This is a genomic window from Hymenobacter sp. BT18 (assembly GCF_012273015.1).
GTDB lineage: Bacteria > Bacteroidota > Bacteroidia > Cytophagales > Hymenobacteraceae > Hymenobacter > Hymenobacter lutimineralis.
In genome coordinates this window covers 1,782,891-1,807,855 of record NZ_CP050954.1, presented here as the reverse complement: position 1 = coordinate 1,807,855, position 24,965 = coordinate 1,782,891, and the positions used below count along the sequence as shown (strand labels likewise).

Below are 24,965 nucleotides of genomic sequence, written 5' to 3'. Positions count from 1 at the left end.
GAAGTGGTGAAACAGAGCGTTTGAGGTGCAGAATGCGCAGTCTGCGTGAATAGCGCCGACTGCGCATAAAATCCGCTATTTCATTGGCTAACCATTTCTTCGATTGCCAATGTGTCTGTTCAAACGAAACCCCGCACACTCTTTGAGGTGTTGGGGTTTCGTCGTTTCAAGGGATTCCCGAAAAACGCCGTAAATTTGAGTTACGCTGCGGCGTTTTCAGTCAATATCTACCAGCATGTTTGATTTCATAGGGAAGGCAGTTGCCAAAGTGTTCGGTTCTAAGTCCGAGCGGGATTTGAAAGAGATTCTGCCGTATGTGGCACTCATCAACGCCGAATATGCCAAACTGGCACCGCTTACCGACGACCAGCTCCGCCAACACTCTGCCGACGTGCGTGCCCGCATTGACGAACGGCTAAAGGGCATTGACGACCAGTTGGGCGCCTTGCACCAGCGCATCACCGACGAGCCCAATCTGGACATTGTGGAGAAGGAGAAAATCTTCGACCAGATTGATACCCTCGAAAAGCAGCGCAACAAGGACCTGGAAGTGGTGCTGATGGAGGTGCTGCCTGCCGCCTTCGCCACGGTGAAGGAAACCGCCCGCCGCTACAAGGAAAACGGCCAGCTGGTAGTTACCGCTACGGATTTTGACCGGGAAATTGCCCGCCGCAAGAGCAACGTGACCATTCAGGGCGACCAGGCTATCTGGAGCAACAAATGGCTGGCCGGCGGGGCTGAAATCACCTGGGACATGGTACACTACGACGTGCAGCTGATTGGCGGCGTGGTGCTGCACCAGGGCAAAATTGCTGAAATGGCAACCGGCGAGGGTAAGACGCTGGTATCAACCCTACCCGCCTTCCTCAACGCCCTGGCCCGCCGCGGCGTGCACCTGGTAACGGTGAACGACTACCTGGCTAAGCGTGACTCCGAGTGGAATGCCCCCTTGTTCGAGTTCCACGGCATCACCGTTGACTGCATCGACAAGCACCAGCCCAACACCGATGCCCGCCGCAAAGCCTACCTGGCCGACATCACCTACGGCACCAACAACGAATTCGGCTTCGACTACCTGCGCGACAACATGGCCCGCGAAACCGGGGAGCTAGTGCAGCGCAAGCACCACTACGCCATGGTCGACGAAGTGGACTCCGTACTGATCGATGACGCCCGTACCCCGCTCATCATCTCGGGCCCGGTGCCCCGCGGCGACGTACATGAGTTTCATATCCTGAAGCCCCGCATCGAGCGGCTGGTGAACGAGCAGAAAAAGCAGGTACAGGATTACCTGGTGCAGGCGCGCAAGCTTATTAAAGAAGGCAACGACGGCCCCAAAGAAGGGGAGGGTGGCCTGATGCTGTTCCGCGCCTACCGCGGCCTGCCCAAGAGCAAGCCGCTCATCAAGTTCCTCTCGGAAACTGGCATGCGCGCCGTGCTGCAGAAAGTAGAAAACTACTACATGCAGGATAACTCCCGTCAGATGCCGGAGGCCGACAAGCCCCTGTTCTTCACAATTGACGAGAAGAACAACCAGATTGAGCTGACTGAAAAAGGCATTGACCTGATTACGGCCCAGGGCGAAGACCCGCACCTGTTCATCATGCCCGACATTGGGTCTGAAATTGCGGCCATTGAGAAAAGCGCCGTCATTTCGGAAGAAGATAAGCTGCACCAGAAGGAAAAGGTCATCAACGACTACCAGGAGAAATCGGAGCGGGTGCACACCGTGAACCAGCTGCTGAAAGCCTACACCCTGTTTGAGCGCGACGACCAGTACATCCTGACCGATGACGGCAAGGTAAAAATCGTGGATGAGCAGACCGGTCGTGTGATGGAAGGCCGCCGCTATTCCGACGGACTGCACCAGGCTATTGAAGCCAAGGAAAACGTGCGCGTGGAAGACGCCACCCAGACCTACGCTACCGTAACGCTGCAGAACTACTTCCGCATGTACCACAAGCTGGGCGGCATGACGGGTACGGCCGAAACGGAAGCCGGCGAGTTCTGGGAAATCTACAAGCTCGACGTAGTCGTGATTCCGACTAACCGCGGCATTTCGCGCAAGGACGAGCACGATAAGGTATATAAGACGGTGCGCGAGAAGTATAACGCCGTGGCCGAGGAAATCCAGACGCTGGTGAAAGCCGGCCGTCCGGTGCTGGTAGGTACCACGTCGGTGGAAATTTCGGAGCTGGTGAGCCGTATGCTCAAGCTGCGCAACATCCCGCATCAGGTCCTGAACGCTAAGCAAAACCAGCGCGAAGCCGAGATTGTGGCCGCTGCTGGTCACCCCGGCACCGTGACCATTGCCACCAACATGGCTGGTCGTGGTACCGACATCAAGCTGCGCGGCACCGCCAAAGAATCGGGCGGACTGGCCATCATTGGCACGGAGCGCCACGAAAGCCGCCGCGTAGACCGGCAGCTGCGGGGCCGCGCCGGCCGCCAGGGCGACCCGGGTTCTTCGCAGTTCTTCGTGAGCTTGGAAGACAACCTGATGCGTCTGTTCGGCTCGGAGCGTATTGCCAAGCTGATGGACCGGATGGGTCTGGAAGAAGGGGAAGTAATCCAGCACTCCATGATTACGAGCTCTATTGAGCGCGCCCAGAAGAAGGTCGAGGAAAACAACTTCGGCATCCGCAAGCGCCTGCTGGAGTACGACGACGTAATGAACGCCCAGCGCGAAGTGGTGTACAAGCGCCGCCGCAATGCCCTGTTTGGCGAGCGGCTGGAGCTGGACGTGTGGAACATGATTTACGACGTCTGCGAAGACATCGTAGCGGCCCACAAATCCTCCAACGACTTCGAGGACTTCAAGCTGGCCGTTATCCGCTTGTTCAGCTACGATACCCACCTCACGGCCCAGGAGCTGAGCAGCATGCCGGCGCCCCAGCTCACGCAGAAGCTCTACGACGAGGCACTCGGCTACTACGAGGACAAGAGCAACGTCATTGGTGAGCATTCTATGCCGCTCATCAACGACCTGATTGCCCAAAACGCGCCTTTCGAAAACATTGCCGTGCCCTTCACCGACGGGCGCAAGCAAGTACAGTCGGTAGTGAACCTGCGCCGCGCTCAGGCCACCAACGGCCAGGAGCTCATCCGGGGCATGGAGAAGGTGGTGACGCTTGCCGTTATCGACGAAGCCTGGACCAAGCACCTGCGCGCCATGGACGACCTGAAGCAGGTGGTGCAGAACGCTGTGTACGAGCAGAAAGACCCGCTGCTGATTTACAAGTTCGAGTCGTTTGAGCTGTTCAAGCGCATGATTGCGAAAGTGAACGAGGAAACGGTACACTTCCTGTTCCGCGCCGATATTCCCATGCAGGCCGGCGACGCTGGTATCGAGGAGCCCGAGTTCTATGTGGAAGACGAAATCCCGCAGGCTGCACCCCAGCCCAAGCTGCGCGCCGAAAAAGAGGTTTCGTCGGCTTCGCTGGGCGCTGGCCCCGAGGACCTGGAGCAGGCCGGGCAGCAGCCTCAGGTGCTAGAAAAGCAAACGCCCGCCCGCTCCCAGAAAGTAGCCAACCGCAACGACCGGGTGAGCGTGCAGTACATGGACGGCCGCATCGTGCGTGATGTGAAATACAAGAGCGTGGAGGAAGACGTGGTGAATAACCGCGCCGTCATCATCGACTAAACTTCCCGCGTCTTTGTAGTATTAGCCAGTGGCAGGTGAGTTTCGCCTGCCACTGCTGTTTCCCCACCCTTTCCGTGCTGCGTATGCCCACTGCTGCCCCCGACTTAGCCGCTCGCATCGATCATACCCTACTCCGCCCCGACGCCACCCGGGAACAGATTGCCCAGCTTTGCGCCGAAGCGGCCCAGTATAAGTTTGCCTCGGTGTGTGTGCCGCCTTGCTACGTCCGTCAGGCCGTAGAAGAACTGCATGGCTCCGGGGTGCCCGTGTGTACTGTAGTGGGTTTTCCGCTAGGCTATCAACTCGCGAAAGTGAAGTTCTTTGAAGCCCACCAAGCCCTAAACGACGGGGCCAAGGAAGTGGATATGGTATTGAATGTGGCCGCCTTTAAATCTGGCCGGCTGAGTGAGGTAGAGGATGAAGTAGGGGAGTTGGCGGAGCTGTGTCACTTCAAGCAGGCTATCCTGAAGGTGATTATTGAAACGGCCCTGCTGACGGAGGAAGAAATCATTCAGGCCTGCCAGCTGTGTACCGAAGCTGGGGCCGACTTCGTGAAAACCTCCACGGGTTTTGCCAATCGGGGTGCTTCCGTCGCCGATATTGAGCTGATGCGCCGCCACCTGCCGGCGCATATCCGTATTAAAGCCTCGGGCGGCATCCGCACACGCGAGGCGGCCCTGGCCTTAGTAGCCGCCGGGGCCGACCGGTTGGGCTCTTCCAATAGTATAGCTTTGCTGCTTCCTGCCGATGAAACTTCTGCTACTTCGTAACGTGCTGTTGCTTTCTGTTCTTTTCTCGTTAGGGGCCTGCGCTGCTTCGGCACCGGCTGCTTCTACCACCGTACCTGACACGACCCGCCAGGCTACCACCACTGCGTTGCCCGCGGAGGACTTAAGCCGCTACCGGCCCGTGTTCAACGCCCCCAAACCCGCCGCAGCCTTGCCTCCGAAAGCCGCTGCTACCGTGGCGCCGGTAAACCACGTAAATGCCCAAGTGGAGCAGCGCCTCCGCGACCAGGCCTTCACCAATCAAAACGTGAAATATGCCCAGGGCTTCCGCATCCTAGCCTACGTGGGCATGGAGCGGGAGCAGGCCATGAGCATCCGCCGCGAAGTTATCAGCCGTTACCCTGAAGAAACGGACTACATTACTTTCAAGCAGCCCCTCTACCGCCTCTGGATTGGCGACTACCTTACCCGGTTGGAAGCCGAAGCCGCCATGCTACGTATTCGGCCACTGGCTCCCAAAGCTGAGCTACAACCAGCGCAGGTGCTTCTAAACAAAACCGCTTTCTAAGCGCGATGTCTACGTTGCGGCAATTGCAGTGGGATGAGCTGGACTTGTTGCAAGGGCTGGAAGGTATACCCACCGCTGGCGAGAACGGCAGCTTCCGCTACCGGGTGCAGCAGGGCGCACTACAACTGCGGGTGTCGTTGTGGCCGGAGCACGGCATGGTAGACCTGACGTTGTTCGACACCCTGACCAAAGCCATTCTGCTGGATATGACGGTAGCCGTGCGCGGTCGGATTCGCTACAACAATGATAAGCGAGGCGAGTACCTGGAATTTGCCGATTGTCTGGTGGTAAGCCGCCTGTTGGCTACCGAGGAGCAATTGGAGGCTGCCTTCAGTCCGAACATCCTGGGGCGTCCCATGTTGCTCACTGTCAAGCCTCACCTGAGCGTATTATTCGAGTAAGCACCGCTGCTTTTTTAGGTGGCAGGTATGCGCAAGTGGGCCCGCTTCTTACCTTGCATTGTTATGCAACACCTTCTTCCTCGCCTGAAAGAGCTGGCTGCCGAAGCCGCCGCCGAAACTGTAGCCCTGCGTCAGCATCTGCACGCGCACCCGGAGCTGTCGTTTCAGGAGTTCAACACCGCCGCCTTCGTTACGGAGCAGCTGCGCCGCCTCGGGCTCGATCCGCAGCCCATGGCCACAACCGGAGTCGTGGCACTGGTTGAAGGCCGCAACCCGGGCAGCCGCGTGGTAGCCCTGCGCGCCGACATGGACGCCCTGCCCATTCAGGAGCAGAACGAGGTGTCCTACAAATCAACCAACCCCGGCGTCATGCACGCCTGCGGCCACGATGTGCATACTTCGTCGCTGCTGGGCGTGGCGCGCCTGCTCACCCAGCTGCGCGACGAGTTTGAGGGAACCGTGAAGCTTATCTTTCAGCCCGGCGAGGAATTGCTGCCCGGCGGTGCTTCCCTCATGATTCAGGAAGGGGTATTGGAAAACCCGGCGCCCGCCAGCGTACTGGGCCAGCACGTATTCCCGATGTTGCCGGCTGGGCAGATTGGCATCCGGCCCGGCCGGTACATGGCCAGCACCGACGAGTTGTACCTGACGGTGCGTGGCAAAGGCGGCCACGGCGCCATGCCCGAAATGAACCTCGACCCGGTGCTGGTGGCTGCTCACCTTATTGTGGCCGCGCAGCAGCTGGTGAGCCGGCGGGCCAATCCGAAGCTGCCTTCTGTGCTGTCGTTTGGGAAGGTTATTGCCAACGGCGCCACCAACGTCATTCCCAACGAGGTGTATATCGAAGGCACTTTCCGCACGCTCAATGAGCAGTGGCGGGAGGAGGCCCACCAGCACCTGCGCCGCCTATGCGAGGGGCTGGCCGACTCTATGGGGGCCGTTTGTGAGCTGGAAATCCGCCGGGGCTACCCCTACCTGGAAAACGAGCCCCAGCTCACGGCCCGCGTCCGCGCGGCGGCAGAAGAATATCTGGGCGCGGAAAACGTTATTGAGCTCGACCAGTGGATGGCGGCCGAGGATTTCGCCTATTTCTCCCAAGCCACCAGTGCCTGTTTCTACCGGTTGGGTACCCGGGCGGCCGATGGCCGCCACGCCTCCTCCGTGCACACACCTACCTTCGACGTGGACGCCCACGCCCTGGAGGTAGGACCGGGGCTGATGGCCTGGCTGGCCCTAAAGGAGCTAGCCTCGCTGGAACCCGTCACCGTCACTCATTCCGAAGCCGCCCATGCATAAATCTATTGTACTTGGAGCTACCACGCTGCTGGCTGCCGGCACCGCCCAGGCGCAGAAGCACATTCGCTACGAGCTGGAGCTCTGGCCCGAAGCTCAGGTAGAATATGCCCTCCAAAGCGGCGACTACGCGTTTGTAGGCTTACGCGGCCAGCGTACCACCGATGCCGCCATTGCTAACCCGGCGGGATTCTATGGCAAACAGCTGCAGGTAGGCTACGAGCATTTCTGGAATTCTCAGTGGAGCCTCGGCGGCACGGCGCGCTACCAGCGCGTGGAAGATGCCGGCGCCTTCACCCCGGAAGGGTTTCTGCGCCACCGCGGCGACCTGGGTGGCTTCACCGTGGGCCAGCGCCTGAGCGCGGAGTACCGGTTTGCGGAAGCCGCGGACCAGAACCGGGCCAGCACCCGCCTGCGTCTCGACGTGGAACGGGCTTTTCAGATTGGCCGGAGTGTGCGCATCCGCCCGCGCCTGTCCTACGAAATGACCGCCTACCTGCGCCTGCAGCGGGCGGAAGACGAGCCCAAGGAACGCTTCATTGATTTTGGCCTGGCGCGCGGCGAAGTAGGCCTGCGCCTGACCGACTGGCTCGACTTGACGCCCTGGGCCGGCTATGCTACTGCCTACCAACTGGTATTGGGCCAGACCGACGAGGAGGGTAACCCCATTCCCGGCGGCCCCCGCAATTTTCGCACGCCCGTGCTGGGCTTAGACTTGCGGCTTACCGTTTTCCAGGGAATCCGGGTTTTCGAGCGGCGCCAGCTTCCCACGCAGCACTAGTAAGAGGTTGATATTAAGGGAAATACATTTTTTTAGAGCTTAGGCTGTATTCATTTGCATAAGTTGCAGTCCCAACGTTTATTTGTAACGAATTTTATTAAATATAGAAAAAATGGTAAAAAAACTGTTTGCGTACAGTGTGCTGCTATTAGGCTTAGTAAGCTGTGAAAAGAAAGTATTTGAGCAGGAACAATATGTTCAAGTAAACAAAGCTCTGAGCTTGGCGAAGCAGGCAAAAAATGACCAAGCAATTGAGTTGATTAGGACAACTTTTGATGAATCAGCTCTTCATGATAAGATTCAGGACGCAACTGCGCTAGGGATTCATTGGCGCCCGGTCTGGAATAAAGGGTACGCTAAGCTTTACCCCGATTCCGTACTATTCTATTACATTCCTCTCAAAGCAGAGAAGCAAGGGCAGCCAGTAAATTTCATCAGAACCAATAAATTCCTGGCAGTTAAAATGGTTTCGCCAATGGAATTTAGCGTACAGACTTTTTTGGATGCGAAAGGGTACATTAAAGGTAAGCCATACTCTGGCACACGTCTAATTAAAGAGCTACATACTGATAAGCTATATGTGGAGATAATTGAAAATGGTAAAAAAAAAGATAGGGTTAAAAATACAGAAAAAGCCTTAACAGCTGGTTGTGTAAATAACTGGACGTGCTACTGGACTAACGAAAGCACGTGTGGCACAGGTTCAAACTATATTCAGACATCAGGAGTGGATGGGTGCTACTACCCAGAGGATACGTTTATATGCGGTCATTGGACGCAGGTTCAAACGATAATCGAGCCTGTATGTACACCTACCAGTTCATATAATCCATATCCCTCTGATCCATACAATCCCAATCCTTATAATCCTGGAGTTCCGTCACAGCCCGCGCCCGACCCTGTAGCAACTTACCGCGAATATCTTTATGTTGAATTGATGGCAAACCGAACAGCGTTTTTCGGTCCTTGCCCTGGTCTTAACGATACTTGGAAAAAATAGATTACTCTATACCCTCCTCAGATAGTATATGATAAATTGAGGGCTATGTCAACTATTGACAGAAATATTATTGATTGGAAAGTTCAGGATTTAATAAATGCTGGCGGTCAGGCAATTAATCTGGATAGATTTTCTGTTAAAATGGATAAGCTGCCTATTGTAAATGGGCGGATGATGACGCCGGTGCAGTTTATGAATGAGGTAAGAACTAATTTGAATACATATACCGGTACAGTGTTCCAGCCTCATCCTTATGCGCCGGCTAACAATGCTTTCTTATGGGCGAATAATCCTATAGGGTCTATACTGTCAATTGGCATCCCCATGGATAGAGGTTCAGTCATTGTCAGTGAATACAACACTACTGTAAACGATGCTTATTGGACCTTTACCACAATCCAAGATCCATATAATTATCAACATCCCGTAACTGGAAAATAGAACATTTGGGTGCCGTAAAAACGCTGATGGTACCTACGAATTCTATACTCAAGGAGCTGATAGAATAACGGGCGAGTTAGATGCTGTGCTGGGGTATATAGTCAAAATAGCCAATAATGGTGAATATTTGCAATTTGCTAAAGGAGATGCCTTGTGGAATGGTACTATGAATAGGATAGCAAATAGTTTGAATGCAAGCGGGGTAAAAGCAATAGTTCGACCAAGTATTCGGAATAGGCCGTACTATGCCCCAGTAATGTATGCGATTAACAATAAAATTCCGCTTTCAACGCTTACATGCCCTTGAGATGAAAGAATTTTCAAAAAATCTGCTAGTACTATGTTCTTCTGCAGTGCTTTGGTGCTTCGTATGCTCATTGTTTTTGAAATTAAAGTTTTATGTGGATGAAATGAATTTTTTATCTAACTTCATTTATACTTCTGTTTATATTATTGTTATTATTTTTTTTCTTTCCATTTTTCTAATTCCTGGTTTAATTTATATAGAAAAAAATACCGACGAAAAATTGTATTTATTATTATTCAATACGATATTATTCTCTTTGGTATTCACGTCATTTTTGTTAATATTCTATGATAATCTAACTGGTGATAACTATTACAAATATTTTATATATTCTATACCTCTAGGAATTGTGTTTCCCTTTGTTAAGATGCTCCTCAAAAAGGTGCGCACAAGGGTTTCGCGCGATTCTGAGTAGCTCTGCGAATAGCACCACACGGGCACGTGTCTCACGCGCGGTTATCTGTTTGCTGAGAGTATGTCTGATTTTTGTAAAAGCCTACTTTTAGAACGTCCTGCTAAGCGCAGCCGCAGTATCTCCACTGTTTGGTGTGAGGCTTTTCACCGAAGCAGTGGAGATGCTTCGGCAGGCGGGCGCCAGATAAAGCAGTAGGGAAATGGCGCTGGTGCAAAATTCCAAACACGCGTTAATGGTTAGTTCTTGGTTCGGCACCGGGTATAGGCTGACACTGATACGCAGCTGTGACATTATGTCACAGCTGCGTACTTCTATTAATGTGCTTTGAGACAATGTATTATGTTTATGATTGATTCAAATTTGGGCTCTTGTTTGTCATTTATACTGGCGTTGGTGCCATAATGGCGCTTGTTATTGCCGCGCACAGCCTTGGTATAGAATTCGATAAAAAGCTAGCTAGGGAGCAGTTCAATGCTTCCATGTATAACCTAACTTTTCTCGTACCACACCATGGCCACGATTCTGTATAACAACCTGCCCGCTCTGCGTCCTTCCCGCGCCTTCAACTCTATGCTCAGCGAAGTACTGCGCGATAGTGTGCAGCCCGCCGCCAAGCCGTCTGCCTCCTTCGTCCCGCAGGCCGACGTGCTGGAAACTGCCCAAGGCTTTGAGCTGCACCTCGCTTTGCCGGGCGTAGCGAAAGAAGACCTCAAAGTAGACTTTCAGGAAGGCCGTCTGGAAATCAGTGGGGAGCGGAAAGCGCCGGCTACGGAAGGGGAAGGCGCCCCGCAGCTGCGTCGCATCGAAACGCGGTACGGCACGTTCTCACGCACGTTCCGCTTGCCCGAAACCGTGAACGTAGCCGCCATTGATGCCCAGCTGGCCGACGGCATCCTGCGCGTAGTATTGCCCTTCGACAGCGCCAAAACCACTAAGCAAACCATTGAGGTGCGCTAGGTTTTTTGAAGTATTAGCAAAAAAGGCACTACTGGTTGGTGCCTTTTTTGCTAAATACGGGTTATAGGTAGGCAACCTTATACCAGGTAGCCGGCCTCTTACGTTACAAAGCCGCGGCAGCTGTTCATGTAGCATTCATGCGGGAATGTGTATCTTAGACCTCCTTTTCTTCCATAAAACAAACTCAGTTTTCAACCCATGCAAGCCAAACAAATGATGCTCGGCCTCATGGCTTCCGCCGTTCTGGGCGGGTCGGTGGCCGTGGGCGGGTATAAGCTCCTGGAGCCCGAACGGACGAACTCCCCCCAGGCCCTGGCAGCTGATCCGAACGTGCGCTACACCAGCGAGCTGCGCAGCTCCGAGTACGTGGTACCCGAGGGGCTGAACTTTGTGGCGGCGGCTACCAGCGTAACCCCCGCCGTGGTGCACGTGATGACGGAATACGCCCCCAAAGTGAGCCAGAACGACCAGATCCGCATGGACCCGTTCCTGCGGCAGTTCTTCGGCGACGACCTGGACCAGTACCAGGGGCGCGGCCGTTCCCAGGGCCCGCAGATGGGCTCTGGCTCCGGGGTTATCATCGCCGCCAATGGCTATATCGTCACGAATAATCACGTGATTGATAAGGCCGACAAGATTGAGGTAGTGCTGGACGACAAGCGCAAGTACCAGGCGGAGCTGGTAGGTGCCGACCCAACCACCGACCTTGCCTTGCTCAAAGTGAAGGCCGATAACCTGCCTTTCGTGCGCTATGGCAACTCCGACGACGTGAAAGTAGGGGAGTGGGTACTGGCCGTGGGCAACCCGTTCAACCTAAACTCAACCGTTACGGCGGGCATCATCTCCGCTAAGGGCCGCAACATTAACATCCTGCAGCGTGAGGACCGTATGGGCGTGGAGTCGTTCCTGCAGACCGATGCCGTCGTAAACCCCGGCAACTCGGGTGGGGCCCTGGTCAACCTGAAAGGTGACCTGATTGGTATCAACTCCGCCATTGCTTCGCGGTCTGGCTCGTTTGAAGGGTATTCGTTTGCCGTGCCAAGCTCCATTGTGAGCAAGGTGGTAGACGACCTACTGAAGTACAAAGTAGTACAGCGGGCCCTGTTGGGGGTAAACATCCGTGAGGTAGATGCTACGCTGGCTTCGGAGAAAAAGCTCAGCACCCTGAATGGGGTATACATTATGGGCCTGAACAAAAGCAGCGCCGCTGCCGATGCTGGCCTGAAAGAAGGCGACATCATCACCGAAATCAACGGCGTGAAGGTGAACACGTCTTCCCAGCTGCAGGAGCAAGTGGCTCGTTTCCGCCCCGGCGACAAAATCAAAGTGACTTACTTGCGGGATGAGAAAGAGCGTACGGCTTCTGCTACCCTGCGCAACGCTACCGGAACGACCGATGTGGTGCGGGAAGAAACCTCTGCTTCCATTGAGTACGAAGGGGCCAAGTTTATGCCTCTTAGCCGCCAGGAAATGAACAAGCTTGACTTGGAAGGTGGCGCTAAAATCTCGGGAGTGCGCGGCTCTAACTTCCGCGAAACCGGTATTGGCGACGGGTTCATCATCACCCGCATCGACAAGAACAAGGTAAGCAAGCCCCAGGATGTGAAACGCTACCTCGAAGAGGCCAAAAACAACCAGGGTGCTTTGGTAGAAGGAATCTACCCCGACGGGCGGAAAGCCTATTATCCCATCGGCCAGGCCGAGTAATCGGGCGCAAGATGATTTTCAAAGCCTCCGCCTGTCCGGCGGGGGCTTTTTTGTAGCTTTGCCCACCTAAGCCCGGCTGCACAATCACCCGATTTCTTTGTAATCCCCGCTCAGCCGGCCTGCAACACTCCTATCCCTTTCCCACCCCATGAAACAAGCCCTCGAAGAAGCTGCCGCCACCGGCACCGACGTGCAGGACCACGACCACCACGGCATTCGGCAGGTACTGCGCGAGCTGGGCATTGAAGCCCACAACGCTGCCTGGAGCACCGGCCTGAGCTGGGGCGGCGCCGCAAACGGCCGCACCCGCACCATCACCTCCACCGCCGATGGCCGCACCATCGGGACCGTAGCCCTGGCCACAACCGACGACTACGAGCAGGTAGTGCTGAAAGCCCAGGAAGCCTTTAAAACCTGGCGGCTGGTGCCAGCTCCCAAGCGCGGCGAAATTGTGCGCCAGATTGGCAACAAGCTGCGCGAGTACAAAGACTCGCTGGGCAAGCTGGTGAGCTACGAAATGGGCAAAATCCTGCAGGAAGGCCTCGGCGAAGTGCAGGAAATGATTGATATCTGCGACTTCGCGGTGGGCCTCTCGCGCCAGCTCCACGGCTTCACTATGCACTCCGAGCGGCCTGCGCACCGCATGTACGAGCAGTACCACCCGCTGGGCGTAGTAGGCATCATCTCGGCCTTTAACTTCCCGGTGGCTGTGTGGAGCTGGAACGCCATGCTGGCCGCCGTGTGCGGCGACACCTGCATCTGGAAGCCCTCCGAAAAAACGCCGCTTACGGCCGTAGCCGTGCAGCACATCCTGCGCGACGTACTCCGTGAAAACGAGCTGCCGGAAGGCATCTTCAACCTCATCATCGGCGACGCCGAAATCGGGGCCAAAATGGCGGCTGACACGCGCGTGCCGCTGGTATCGGCCACGGGCAGCACCCGCATGGGCAAGAAGGTAGGCGAAGTGGTGGGTGCCCGTCTGGGTCGCGCGCTGCTGGAGCTGGGTGGCAACAACGCCATCATCCTCACCGAGCACGCCGATCTGGGCATTGCCATTCCGGGCATCGTGTTTGGGGCCGTAGGCACGGCCGGGCAGCGCTGCACCACCACCCGCCGTCTCATCATTCACGAGTCGATTTTTGAGGACGTGAAGGCTCGTTTGCTCAAAATATACCCCAACCTGCCCATCGGCCACCCGCTGCAGGAAGGTACGCTGGTTGGGCCGCTCATTGACCAGGACGCCGTACAGAGCTTCCGGAAAGCGCTGGAAGAAGTGCAGGCCGAAGGTGGCCAGCTGCTCATCGGCGGCGAAGTGCTGACGGGCCCCGGCTACGAAACCGGTACCTACGTGAAGCCCGCTATTGTAGAAGCCCGCAACGAATACCACACCGTGCAGGAAGAAACCTTCGCCCCCATTCTGTACCTGATTAAGTACAGCGGCGGCGTAGAAAACGCCATCGACACGCAGAATGGCGTGCGCCAGGGCCTGTCGTCGAGCATCTTCACGGTGAACATGCGCGAAGCCGAGGCCTTCCTCAGCCACGCCGGGTCCGACTGCGGCATTGCCAACGTGAACATCGGCACCAGCGGGGCTGAAATCGGCGGAGCCTTTGGTGGTGAGAAGGAAACCGGCGGCGGCCGCGAATCCGGCTCCGATGCCTGGCGCGTGTACATGCGCCGCCAGACCAACACCATCAACTACAGCACCCAGCTGCCGCTGGCCCAGGGTATTAAATTCGACGTGTAGCCGGGGCCATGTAGGGCGCCATTGTTGGTCGGAGTACATGAAAAGCGCCGTTTGGGTGGCGCACAAAAAAGCCCGCGGCTGGCCGCGGGCTTTTTTGTGCGCCACCCAAACGGCGTTTTGGCTCAGCGTTTAGGAGCCCGTGGGCGCGCGCCCGGCATGTTGTGCCAGTACCGGCGCACGAATCCCTGCCAGTCCCGCTCCGTGGCGGGAATGCGCACGTCGGGGGCTATGCCCGCGCCGTCGTAGCGCACCGAATCAAGATAGTTACTGCGCCTAACGGGAATGGATACTTCCAGTCCGTCGCAGGACAGGGCGTGGCGGGTGCCGTCGCCATAGTCCACCACGCCACCCGAATTTTCCCCGAATAAGGTCACTTTCCGGCTTTGGCGGGCATCGAGCAGCAGAATTTCGGCCGAGCTGAACGTTTGCCGGTTGGCGAGGATGGCCACGCGCCTGGGATTGGGCTGAACCGTGGCAAACCGGAGCGTGTCACCGGACTCTTCGGCCCAGGTATCGGGCTGGGCCTTGCCCTGCGCAACCATGCGGTCGAAGAACGCCTTGACGGGTGGGGGCAGGGGTAGGGCAAGCAGGCCTTCGTAGTTGCGCACGTTGTCGGGGGAGAGACGGTAGCGGCTGCCGCTGCGCACGATGGGGCCCGTGGCTAGGTAAGGGAGTAGCCCCGCGTATGTGCTGGTGCCCCCACCGGCGTTGTGGCGCACGTCAATAATCCAGTTGGGCCGCGCCCGCAGGGCTGCCTGGTGGTGGGTGAGCATGCTATCCACAAGGGTTTTGTTGGCAACGTCGAAGCTCTGCAGCATTAGCACTGCCGTACTGTCATCGGGAAACCGGAATTCCACGGCTGATTGGGGGAAGGGCGACACGTAGCGGACAGCAGCAGATGGGGGCGGGGCCGTCGGGTAGGTTTTCTGCAGCTGCCCGACGCGGAAAACGTCGAGCACGTTGGCCTGTAGCACAGCCTGGGTAGAGTCGGTGCTAAAGTCGCCGGCCGTGTAGCGCAGGTCGTAGTAGCCACCCCCCGCGGGGCGGAGTGTCAGCTTCACCATGCCGGGTTTCCAGGCCGGGTTCTTTACCTCCATCACCACGCCCACAAACGTGTTGCGCGGTTTAGTCGGGCGGCGCACAATGGCCAGCTGGTAGGCATCATCGATGGTCCAGAAGCCTTCCACGGGATGGAGTCTGGTTTGGTTGGCTTCAAAATAGGCTTGAGCTCGGGGCTTGTCGAGCGGATAAACGGCCGGCGGCGCGGCACCGGGCGCGGCCGCCGCGCCCGTGAGGTAGAGGTGGTCGTCGGCCCAGAAGCGCAGGTACTTTTTCAGCACCGCTACGCAGGCCGCTTCCCCGGTTGCCCGGGCGGCCTGGGCCTGCAGCTGTTCGAAGAGCTGCTGGTGTGCGGCTGCGGTGCGGGGCGTGAGCTTGTCGGCGTAGCCGGCATAGTTGCGCTTGAGCAGCTCGCTCAGGCGCGTCAGGCTCTGGGGACAGGCGCAGGACTGGCCCCGGACCGCCGGGGCTGCCAGTAGAAGACAAAGCAGGAACCAGCAAGCGTGCTTCATACGGGTAATAGAGAAGTTGGGGCTAGGAAAAGCGGCGTGTTACATACCAATTTGAATGTCCCCGTGGCCTTTATAATAAAGCGCGGAGCCATTGCGGAACACATAGTAGAAGCGGTAGCGCTGGCCTTGCCGGAACGCGCTGCCGCTGATATCCAACTGAGTGGAAAAACTGCGGCTGGGCGTTGTAAAATCCTGGCGCGGTGCTACCACGGCGTACTTTTCATCTACCACCACAAAGCTGCAGGTAACGGCCACTGGCGTGCCGTAATGAAAGGTAGTCTGCGTAGTAGCAGGGTTGGGGTAAGCACTCATATAGGGGACGGTGCCGGTAGCGGTAGCGTTCAGGTCAATGCCCAGATCGTGGAAAAGGCTGCGCTCCTGCGCATTCCACCGGCCGTCCAGCGTCCAGTCGGTGGGGTCTGGGGTCGACATGGAAGAGTTATTAACGTCGCGCATGGAGATGCCGCCATACGGGCCGAAGTCAATGGTCGGAGATGAATCGTTGGACTTGCAGGCCGAAAGGACCAAAGCACAAAGGCAAAACAGTCGAAACTTCATGGCGCCGAAAATACTTAAGGAATCGGGGATGAAGGCGGCCCAACAAAGCTAGCAAGGCCCCGCCAAGCTGTACTAGCACGGTGCAACCCTAGGGCTAGTGCCTTGTCTTTGCCCTGCTTGCCTGCCCGCGCTGGGAGCTTCGCCCGAAAAGTCGGATATTTACCTTTTACCCGTTTCCACTTCCGCCAACCCGATACCGCATGGAAGCAGTAGCCTATACCGACATCAACGCGCCGCTCGTGGAGCGGTGCCGACTGGGTGACCGGCGCGCGCAGGCCGAAATCTACAAGCGCTATTCCCGCGCCATGTTTAATGCCTCCCTGCGCATTACCGGCGACTATGCCGAGGCCGAAGATGTGCTGCAGGAGGCCTTTCTGAGCGCCTTCCGGGAGCTGCACACGTACAAGGGCGACTCGTCCTTCGGCTCCTGGCTGAAGCGCATTGTCATCAACAAAAGCATCAACTGCCTGCGCAACCGGCGCCTGCAGCTGGTGCCCCTGGCCGAGCAGCACGATGGCATCGGCACGGAAGAAGCCACCATAGGCTTGGATACCGATACCACCGGCTGGCGGGCCGACATCGTCCGGCGTTGCGTGCAGGAGCTGCCCGACGGCTACCGGGTAGTGCTGACCCTATACCTGCTGGAAGGCTACGACCACGCCGAAATTGCTGGTATTCTCAATATCACCGAGTCTACCTCGAAATCGCAGTACAGCCGGGCACGTAAGAAGCTGCTGGAGCTGGCCCGGCAACACGGAATGTAATTCACCGGGCGTTGTGCGGCCTGCCCCGGCCGGCCGTATAACGGCCCCAAGTTGGAATGTGCGAATAACCACCTGTATGCAAAAGAAACCAACCGGACTCGAAGACTTTGTTGACCGCCACCGGGGCGAGTTCGACGCCTTTGAGCCTAGCTCCGACCTCTGGGCCAGCATTGAGCAAAAGCTGGCTGGCCCGGCAGTTGCGGAGGACGAAGAACCTGTTTTGCGCCTGCTGCCCGAACTGGAGGTGCCCCAACTGGCCGTAGCCCCCGGGCGCCAGTTGCCCGTGGCCCGCTACGGCATGGCGGCGGCGGTGGCCCTGCTGTTGTTGTTGGGCCTGGGGTATTTGTGGCCCGCCGCTACGCCCTCGGCGCCCGCCTGGAAGAAGGCCACGCTGGCTCCCTGGGCCGTGCAAACTGAAACGACAACGCCCAACGATGCGCTGAGCTTTTATACCGGCGGGCAGCCTACAGCCATAGCCACGGCCGCCGTCGACTCCCCCCGCCTGGAAATTGCCCGCGCCGTGCAGCGGATGGAAGCTTACTATGCCGCCCAGATCCTGGAGCGCCAGGCCGAGCTGCACCAGTTGGAGCAGGAAGCCAGCGTAGCCAACAGCCCCGCCGACTGGAGCCGGGAGCTGGCCAGCCTCGACTCAACCTACCACGAGCTGAAAGGCGAACTGGCCCGGAACCCTGACCCCAACATGGTGCTAGATGCCATGAACCGGAACCTGCAGATTCGCCTGGATATCCTCAATCAGCAGCTGCGCACCCGCGAACGGATAAACGACTCGCAGGAAACCCCCACCCTCTACGCCGATAACCGATGAACCTCGCCGCTATTTGGCTGCGCCGCGGGCCGCTGGGACTGGCACTGGCTGGGCTGCTGGGCTTTAGTGCCCCGGGCTATGCCCAAAATCAGGGAACCATCGGCTCGGTGCTGCCCGCCCCGGCTGCTGACTTTTACCGGCAGCCCCCTACGGAGCAGGAGCCTACCCAAACCACCACCCAGGGCCCGCAGGCGGAGCCCGGCGCACCGACCATTGAAAAAAGCCGCAAGCTGAGCCGCTCCTTTCGGGCCCCGCTAACGCACCCCTATCTGCTGAACACCCGCTACGGCCGGGTGCAGGTGAACGTGTGGACGCGCAAAGAAATCCGCACGGATGTAGACATCATCACGCGGGCCGACAGCGAAGAAAAAGCGCAGCAGCTCCAGGAAATGATTCAGGTGACGCTCCTGGAAAACGACCCGGCCACGAACGGCGGCATCAGCGTGCGGTCGAAGTTTGGGGCTATACCCGGCGGGTGCGCCAGCCGGCAGCGGCTGTTTGAGGTGAACTACACCGTGTGGGTGCCCAAAAACCAGGCGCTGGCCATTGCCAATACCTTCGGCGACGTAAGCATCACCGGCGACCTGACCGCCCCCGTGGACCTGAGCATGGAATACGGGACGCTGCGGGCCGGCCGCCTGGAGGGCAGCAGCACTGCTGTGCACGTCAAGAATGGCTCGGCCACGCTGGAATACGTGCGCCGCGCCATCCTCGATGCCAGCTACGCCAAGCTGCGCCTCGACGCCGGCGACGTAGTGGAGCTGCGCAACAACTACTCGGATATTGATATTGGCACGGTGCAGGACCTCACGGTACACAGCAAGTACGGCGACGTGGCCCTGGGCACCGTGCGCAACCTGAGTGGCACTTCTGGCTTTGGGCGCTTTAGCGTAGACAAGGTGAGTGAGCGGCTGGATATGAAGGTGCAGCACTGCCCGGCCTTTGAGGTGCGTAATACTAGCCCCAACTTCCGGCAGATTAACCTGGATGGAGGCTACAGCACTATCCTGCTTAATTTCCCCGATGGCACCGGCTTCAACTTCGATGTAAATACTCAGTTTGGGAAGCTGCTGGTAGACAAGCGCTTAGTAACGGTGCGGTCTGAGGAGTCCAGCTCAGCATCTAGTGATTTGCAAGGCCAGTACGGCCGGACTACGCCCCGGCAGGCGGGCAGCGTCAATATCAAAGCCCGCTACACCAACGTGAGCTTCAACAAGTAGCCTGTATCTTTCTTTTGACTCTGAAAGCCGGCCTGCAAAGCCGGCTTTTTGTTGGTAGCTTATGCCCCAGCCCCGCCGTTATCTTTGTGCATATGCCTCATTATTTTCGCAAGCCAGCAGCCTGGCTGCTGAGTGGGCTACTGCTGGGTAGCACCGGGGCACTTGCCCAAACGCCTGCCCCAGTAGCTATGCCTGCTCCCGCTTCCTCCCTGCGTACCTATGCTCTGCGCCTGCACCCCGGCGACGATTTACGCCTTGCGCTTCAGCGGTTTGTGGAGCAGCACCAGCTGCGGGCCGCGGCGGTGCTGACCTGCGTAGGCAGCCTGACCACCGTAAGCCTGCGTCTCGCTAACCAAACGGGGGCCAGTACCCGTCAGGGCCATTTCGAAATCGTTTCACTGGTGGGCACGCTGGCGGTAAGCGGTAGCCACCTGCACCTGGCCGTGGCCGACTCTACGGGGCAGATGACCGGGGGGCATCTGCTGGAAGGAAACAAAGTGTATACCACGGCAGAGCTGGTTATCGGGGAGCTGCCGGAGTTGGAGTTCCGCCGCGAAACCGACCCCGTATCTACCTACCAGGAGCTCTCCATTTATCCGCGGCGGGCACCAAAAACCGGCAAACGGAAAAATACTGAGTAGCCGCTCCAAAGCGGCGCGGGCCTTTGCGGGCAAGTTGGTACTATTGTAAAGCTGCCCGGCCGCTGGTTTGGCGGGCTATTATTCGTTTTTTGCTACCCCTACTATCATGCGTCGGATTACTGTTGGTGGAGTGCTGCTCGGGGCATTGCTGAGCACCAGTCATGTTGGGTTAGGCCAGGCCACCGGGCCGGCCCCGCTGGTCAGCTCCACCCAAGCCCTGAAACAGGGTGTTGCTCTGCATGATGAAGGCAAGTATGCCACCGCCATCAGTAGCTACCTGGCCGTGCCATCCAGCGACACGAGCTACGCTCTGGTGCAGGCCGAGCTGGCGCTTTCTTACTACGCCAACAAGCAGTACAAGGAAGCCATTGCCGCCAGTGAGCGGGCCATCCTGCTGGGCCATCAGGAACCCCAGACTTTCAATACCCTAGCTTCGGCGCAGGAGGAGGAGCTGGGCCGGGATGTTGCCCTGAAAACCTACCAGCGCGGTTTGCAGCAGTACCCGTTCAGCCAGCTGCTGTGGTACAATCAGGCCATTACGCAAAACGCCGCCAACCAGCCCGAAGCGGCCTTCGCCAGCCTGCAGCGCAGCCTCACGCTCCGGCCCATGCACGCGGGCAGCCACCTGCTGCTGGGGCAGCTGGCCGCCCGCCAGCAGCAAACGGCCCACGCTATGCTCAGCCTGGCTACCTACCTGGCCATTGAGCCGGGTGGGGCCCAGAGCAACCAGGTGCTGGTGCTGCTGGAGCAGCTGGCTTCCCATACTACGCAATACGAAGAAAAGGAAAAGCTGCCGGCTACCTTCCCCAACGCCGACTTTGAGGAGCTGGATCAGCTGCTGGACGCTAAAATTGCCCTGCGTAAGGACTATACCACGCCCGTCAAGTTTGATGCTAACGTGGTAAAGCAGCTACAGTTGCTGGTGGAAAAGTACCCGGCGGCTTCCGCCACGCCCGCTGACTTTTGGTTGCGCATGTATTCCCCCATGGTGGAGACCTTGCGCAACCCCGAAACGCGCACGGCTTTCACTTATCTGATTCTGTCATCGGCCGGCGACGCGGGCGGGCGCAAGTGGGTGAAGTCCAACAAAAGCAAGGTGGACAAGATGATTGCAGCGGTGCAGCCGGCCTTACTTAAGCTCCGGGAGCAGCAGCCGGTGAGCCGCCAGGGTTACCCGGCGCAAATGTCCGGTTGGTTCACCAACGAGGGCGTGTTATTCGGTCTGGGACCCGGTACCGTGGTCGACCGAGCCATGAAGCCCACCGGCGCCTGGCTGCTGGTGGGCGAGGGGGGCGCCGTTACCGGGGAAGGAAGCTTTAATGCCAGCCACGAGAAAAACGGCCCCTGGCGCTTTTATTACGCCGATGGGACGCTCGAAAAAGCAGTTAACTACGATGCCCAGGGCCTGTTCACGGGCGAATACCGCGACTACCACGAGAATGGAACCCTATCGGTGAGTGGGTCTTACCTGGCTGGTAAACCCGAAGGTCCGGCCAAGGTGCACTACTACTGCGGAGCCGTGCGGGAAGCCCGCCTCTACAAGGATGGTCAGCTGAATGGCCCCCTGGAGTCGTTTTACCCCGACGGCAAAGTGGAGTCCCGCAGCAGCTTCCGCAACGACCAGAAGCACGGGGTGGAAACCGGCTATTACCCCGATGGTACGACGGAATACGAATATACCTTCGTCGATGGTCGCCGGCAGGGGCCGTTTACTGTGTATTACGCCGATAAGAAGCCAGAGAAAAAGGGCAGCTACGACTTCAACGAGCTCCACGGCGAATACACCGAGTACCACGACAACGGCAAGGTAGCGCAAACCGGAACCTACGAGCACGGCAAGCAGACCGGCACCTGGAAAATCTATTTCCGCAACGGTCAGTTGAGCGAAGTAGAAAACTACGACGCCGAAGGCCAGCTGCACGGCCAGTACCAGGATTACGAAGACGATGGCAAGCTGGCCGCCGAATTTCAGTACGACCACGGCCAGGTAACCAGCCTAACGTACTTCGACAAAGCCGGGAAGGAGCTAAGCCGGACCGTGCTCCGGAAAGGCGGCGGCACCGTACGCGGCCTCTACCCCAACGGGAGCGTGGCCTACACCGGCACCTACCTGAACGGCAAGCGCAGCGGCGAGTGGCGCTGGCTGCGCCGCGACGGCAGCGTACGGCTGGTTCGGCAGTATCAGGAGGGCAAAGCGCACGGCCGCTCCGAGGGGTTCTACCGCAATGGCCAGTTGGAGTCGAGTCAGGAATACGTTGAAGGCACTCTGGAGGGCCCATCCAAGGAGTTCTACCTCGATGGCGTGACCAAGAGCACCGGCTACTACCGCAACGGCCAGCAGGAAGGCCAGTGGCAGGATTTCTACGCCGATGGCACACTCAGCGAGGAATACAATCTGCACGAGGGTACCTCCCAGGGGTTCGACCATAGCTATTCGCCCACGGGCAAGCTCACGGAAGAGCGCCGTAACCTGAATGGGCGGCTACAGTCGATGGTGGCTTTCGACTCTACCGGCCAGGTGCTGGACCGCATTGTCCTGCGCCCCGATTCCAAGGGCTACGCGTTACATTACCCCGGGGGCAAAACCCGCCTGAACGTGCAGCTCATCTGCTACGAGCGGCAGGGCACCAACACCTGGTTCAGCCCCGATGGCAAGACCTCCGCCACCACCGGCTACCAGCGCAACAGCCCCGCGGGTATTTCCCGCACCTATCATCCCAATGGCAAAGTGGCCAGCGAGGGGCGCTTTGTAAACGGGCGCCGCGAGGGCGAATGGGTAGCCTACTACGCCACCGGGCAACTCCGCTTCAAAGGCACCTACCACCAGGGCGACGAAGAAGGGGAGTGGGCCTACTACGCCGAGAACGGCCAACCTGATGTGTTGTACACCTACCAGGGCGGCGAGCTGCATGGCTCCGTCCGTCAGTATAACCTGCTAGGTGAGCTGGTGCTGGAACGCGTATATGAGCACGGGGAACTAATGCAGTTTCGAGCCCAGGTAGGGGGAGAAGGTAAGCCCGAGGGTGCTGTGCAGCCCGTGCCCGCCGGGCCGGAGTTTGCCTTGCGCAGTCAGTTCGCCAACGGCCGCCCGGCCGCCGAGGAAGTGTACCGCGCCGGCATGCTGGATGGAACGCGCACCCTATACTACAGCTCCGGGCAGGTGTATCGGCGCTCTTTCACGCGCCAGGGCAGCCTTGCCGGCCTGCTGACTACGTACTACCCCGATGGCAAAAAGCTGGAGGAAGAGTACTACCTCCACAACGAACTGCACGGCCGCTGCAAATATTATCGGCCCAATGGCACGCTGGAGCGGGAAGAGACCTACCGCGCTGGCGAAAAAGCCGGACCTACTGTATATTATGATGTCAATGGGAAACCATTGAAGACCGAATTCTATTGGAATACCTATGTATACGGCACGAAATAACCGCCGGTGGGTAGCTTGCCTGCTCGGCTTTTTCACCCTGGCGCTGGCTTTGCCGGCGTCGGCTCAGCAGGCAGCCCAGCAGCTCGCCCAGGCCCAGCAGCAGTACCCCGGTGAAAAAGCCGTGTACCTCGACTACCGCCAGGACCTGACGGTGGAAATTGTGGGCGACTCGGTGCAGGTGCTGGCCCGCCACCACTACGATATGCTGCACCTGCAGCCTCAGTCGGCTATGTACGCCGACGACCGGGTGTACAGCTCCCACTTCAACCGCCTGCAAAAGGTGGAAGCCCGCACCCTCGTGCCCAATGGCCGCGACTACAAAGCGGTGAAAGTGACGGACTTCAAATCGAAGTTTGAAGTTCAGTCCGGCATTTTCTACGATGACAGCCGCGTTACCACGTTCAGCTTCCCGCAAGTAGCGCCCGGTGTGCGTACCGTGTCGGACTACACCGTGCGCCACCCCGATTCGCGGTTTCTGCAGCCCTTCTTCTTCGGCTCCTACGTGCCCGTGCGCCACGCCGAGCTGACGATAACGGCGCCCAAGGGCGTGAAGATTGATGCCAAGCCCTTCCACACCGAGCAGGCCAATGTGCAGTTCACGAAGCAGGAAAAGGGCGGCACGGTGGTGTACCGCTGGGTAGCCGAAAACCTGCCCACGCCCCCCCGCGACGATGATGCGCCCGAAGGCGGCTACTACCGCCCTCACCTGATGTACTATATCGAAGAAGCCCCCGTGGCCGGGCAGCCGCGCAAGCTGCTCTCGGGTGTGCCGGAGCTGTTTTCCCTGTACTCCAGCTTTGTGAGTCGCATGGACAAGCTCGAAACCCCGGCCCTGAAAAAAACGGTGGACTCGCTGGTGGTGGGAGCCAAAACCGAGGAGGAGCGGGTGCGCCGGGTGTTCTACTGGGTGCAGGACAATGTGCGCTACATTGCCTTCGAAAACGGTTTGCGCGGGTTTGTGCCCCACGCCGCCGGGCTGGTGTACGGCCGCCGCTACGGCGACTGTAAAGACATGGCCAACCTCACCCACGAGATGCTGAAGCTGGCTGGGGTGAAGTCCTACCTCACTTGGATTGGCACCCGCGACCTGCCCTACCGCTACTCCGAGGTAGCCACGCCCGGCGTCGACAACCACATGATTGCCACCTACGAGGCCAAGCCAGGCCAGTACATTTTTCTGGACGCCACCGGGCAGCACACGCCGTTTGGCCTGCCTTCGTCCATGATTCAGGGCAAAGAAGCCCTGCTGGCCCTGGATGGCAAGAACTACAAAGTGGTGAACGTGCCCGTCATCGAAAAAGAGCTGAACCACGTGGCCGACGTATCGACGGTGACATTGGACGGCACCGGGCTGCGCGGCAAAGGCCAGCTTTCCATGGCGGGCTACCCCAAAATCCGGCAGTCGTATGCCCTGGATGGCCTCGACCAAACCACCGAACCCAAGTACCTGAAACGGCTGCTGGAGCGCGGCAACAACAAGTTCTTCGTGGATAAGTACGCCGTGCACAACCGTGAGGAGCGCGACCAGCCTCTTACCATCGACTACGAGTACCACGTGCAGGACTACGTGCAGAAGCTCGACGACGAAATCTACGTGAACCTGAACCTTGAGCAGCCCTACGCCAACGACCGGATAGACCCCGCCAAGCGCCGTTTGCCCCGCTACAACGAATACAACCACACCGACCACACCCGCACCGAATTCGAAATTCCGGCCGGCTACGACGTGGAGTACTTGCCTGCCAATGCCGAGAGCAAAGACCCGGTCCTGGGCTTCAACATCCGGTACGAACGGCAGGGCAACAAAATCGTGCAGAGCAAGGACGTGTACGTGAACTACCTGTTGCTCCAGCCCAACCAGTTTGGGCAGTGGAATGCCGTGGTGGAAAAGCTCACGGCTGCCTACCGCGACGTGGTTATTCTAAAGCGCAAAAAGGCGTAAGGGCTTCTGCTCTTCTCTTGTGCATTAC

At 58.2% G+C, this 24,965-nt stretch carries 19 protein-coding genes; 17 read left to right on the top strand and 2 right to left on the bottom strand.

From position 1 onward, the window contains the following. The first annotated feature begins 235 nt into the window (after positions 1 to 235). The 11 genes from secA (at position 236) to HER32_RS07520 (ending at position 13,988) form a co-directional block, all read left to right on the top strand. Positions 236 to 3,643 carry a preprotein translocase subunit SecA gene (secA, locus tag HER32_RS07570; protein WP_168681454.1) on the top strand — a complete coding sequence of 1,136 codons (3,408 nt, stop codon included), beginning with the start codon at positions 236 to 238 and terminating at the stop codon, positions 3,641 to 3,643. An 83-nt stretch (positions 3,644 to 3,726) separates the two neighbouring features. Then, the gene (deoC, locus tag HER32_RS07565) at positions 3,727 to 4,413 is read left to right on the top strand and encodes a deoxyribose-phosphate aldolase (protein ID WP_168681453.1); all 687 of its coding nucleotides are present in this window, start codon (positions 3,727 to 3,729) and stop codon (positions 4,411 to 4,413) included. Beyond that, complete coding sequence (locus HER32_RS07560) at positions 4,391 to 4,939, top strand: sporulation protein (RefSeq protein WP_168681452.1); 549 nt, start codon at positions 4,391 to 4,393, stop codon at positions 4,937 to 4,939. Before deoC ends, HER32_RS07560 begins: the two co-directional genes overlap by 23 nt. A 5-nt stretch (positions 4,940 to 4,944) precedes the next feature. Further along, positions 4,945 to 5,340 carry a hypothetical protein gene (locus tag HER32_RS07555; protein ID WP_168681451.1) on the top strand — a complete coding sequence of 132 codons (396 nt, stop codon included), beginning with the start codon at positions 4,945 to 4,947 and terminating at the stop codon, positions 5,338 to 5,340. A 63-nt stretch (positions 5,341 to 5,403) separates the two neighbouring features. Next, positions 5,404 to 6,636 carry a M20 family metallopeptidase gene (locus tag HER32_RS07550; RefSeq protein ID WP_168681450.1) on the top strand — a complete coding sequence of 411 codons (1,233 nt, stop codon included), beginning with the start codon at positions 5,404 to 5,406 and terminating at the stop codon, positions 6,634 to 6,636. Next, complete coding sequence (locus tag HER32_RS07545; protein ID WP_149069382.1) at positions 6,629 to 7,414, top strand: hypothetical protein; 786 nt, start codon at positions 6,629 to 6,631, stop codon at positions 7,412 to 7,414. Before HER32_RS07550 ends, HER32_RS07545 begins: the two co-directional genes overlap by 8 nt. A gap of 112 nt (positions 7,415 to 7,526) precedes the next feature. Beyond that, a complete protein-coding gene (locus HER32_RS07540; RefSeq protein WP_168681449.1) occupies positions 7,527 to 8,414 on the top strand; it encodes a hypothetical protein in 888 nt (295 codons plus the stop codon). A gap of 45 nt (positions 8,415 to 8,459) precedes the next feature. Further along, positions 8,460 to 8,855 carry a hypothetical protein gene (locus HER32_RS07535; protein ID WP_168681448.1) on the top strand — a complete coding sequence of 132 codons (396 nt, stop codon included), beginning with the start codon at positions 8,460 to 8,462 and terminating at the stop codon, positions 8,853 to 8,855. Between the two features lie 1,232 nt (positions 8,856 to 10,087). Further along, positions 10,088 to 10,534 carry an Hsp20/alpha crystallin family protein gene (locus HER32_RS07530; protein ID WP_149070973.1) on the top strand — a complete coding sequence of 149 codons (447 nt, stop codon included), beginning with the start codon at positions 10,088 to 10,090 and terminating at the stop codon, positions 10,532 to 10,534. A gap of 198 nt (positions 10,535 to 10,732) precedes the next feature. Continuing rightward, a complete protein-coding gene (locus HER32_RS07525; RefSeq protein ID WP_232066426.1) occupies positions 10,733 to 12,241 on the top strand; it encodes a Do family serine endopeptidase in 1,509 nt (502 codons plus the stop codon). Positions 12,242 to 12,389: 148 nt separating this feature from the next. Beyond that, positions 12,390 to 13,988 carry an aldehyde dehydrogenase family protein gene (locus HER32_RS07520; protein ID WP_149070972.1) on the top strand — a complete coding sequence of 533 codons (1,599 nt, stop codon included), beginning with the start codon at positions 12,390 to 12,392 and terminating at the stop codon, positions 13,986 to 13,988. A 122-nt stretch (positions 13,989 to 14,110) separates the two neighbouring features. Here HER32_RS07520 and HER32_RS07515 read toward each other — a convergent pair whose 3' ends face one another. After that, positions 14,111 to 15,559, bottom strand: a complete 1,449-nt coding sequence (locus HER32_RS07515; RefSeq protein WP_168681447.1) for a S41 family peptidase — start codon at positions 15,557 to 15,559, stop codon at positions 14,111 to 14,113. Between the two features lie 39 nt (positions 15,560 to 15,598). Then, on the bottom strand, positions 15,599 to 16,117 hold the full coding sequence (locus HER32_RS07510) for a hypothetical protein (RefSeq protein ID WP_168681446.1): 519 nt from the start codon (positions 16,115 to 16,117) through the stop codon (positions 15,599 to 15,601). A 200-nt stretch (positions 16,118 to 16,317) separates the two neighbouring features. Here HER32_RS07510 and HER32_RS07505 point away from each other — a divergent pair, with 200 nt between their 5' ends. The 6 genes from HER32_RS07505 to HER32_RS07480 all read left to right on the top strand — a co-directional run bounded on the left by HER32_RS07505 (position 16,318) and on the right by HER32_RS07480 (position 24,937). Further along, positions 16,318 to 16,881, top strand: coding sequence for an RNA polymerase sigma factor (locus HER32_RS07505; protein ID WP_168681445.1), 564 nt, complete (start codon positions 16,318 to 16,320; stop codon positions 16,879 to 16,881). A gap of 76 nt (positions 16,882 to 16,957) precedes the next feature. Further along, positions 16,958 to 17,707 (top strand): hypothetical protein, encoded by a 750-nt coding sequence (locus tag HER32_RS07500; RefSeq protein ID WP_168681444.1) that lies wholly within the window; start codon positions 16,958 to 16,960, stop codon positions 17,705 to 17,707. After that, the gene (locus tag HER32_RS07495) at positions 17,704 to 18,927 is read left to right on the top strand and encodes a hypothetical protein (RefSeq protein WP_168681443.1); all 1,224 of its coding nucleotides are present in this window, start codon (positions 17,704 to 17,706) and stop codon (positions 18,925 to 18,927) included. Before HER32_RS07500 ends, HER32_RS07495 begins: the two co-directional genes overlap by 4 nt. Positions 18,928 to 19,019: 92 nt before the next feature. Then, positions 19,020 to 19,568, top strand: coding sequence for a PPC domain-containing DNA-binding protein (locus HER32_RS07490; protein WP_168681442.1), 549 nt, complete (start codon positions 19,020 to 19,022; stop codon positions 19,566 to 19,568). 106 nt (positions 19,569 to 19,674) lie between these two features. Beyond that, positions 19,675 to 22,995, top strand: a complete 3,321-nt coding sequence (locus HER32_RS07485; protein ID WP_168681441.1) for a toxin-antitoxin system YwqK family antitoxin — start codon at positions 19,675 to 19,677, stop codon at positions 22,993 to 22,995. Beyond that, on the top strand, positions 22,976 to 24,937 hold the full coding sequence (locus tag HER32_RS07480; RefSeq protein WP_168681440.1) for a DUF3857 domain-containing protein: 1,962 nt from the start codon (positions 22,976 to 22,978) through the stop codon (positions 24,935 to 24,937). Before HER32_RS07485 ends, HER32_RS07480 begins: the two co-directional genes overlap by 20 nt. Positions 24,938 to 24,965 lie beyond the last annotated feature (28 nt).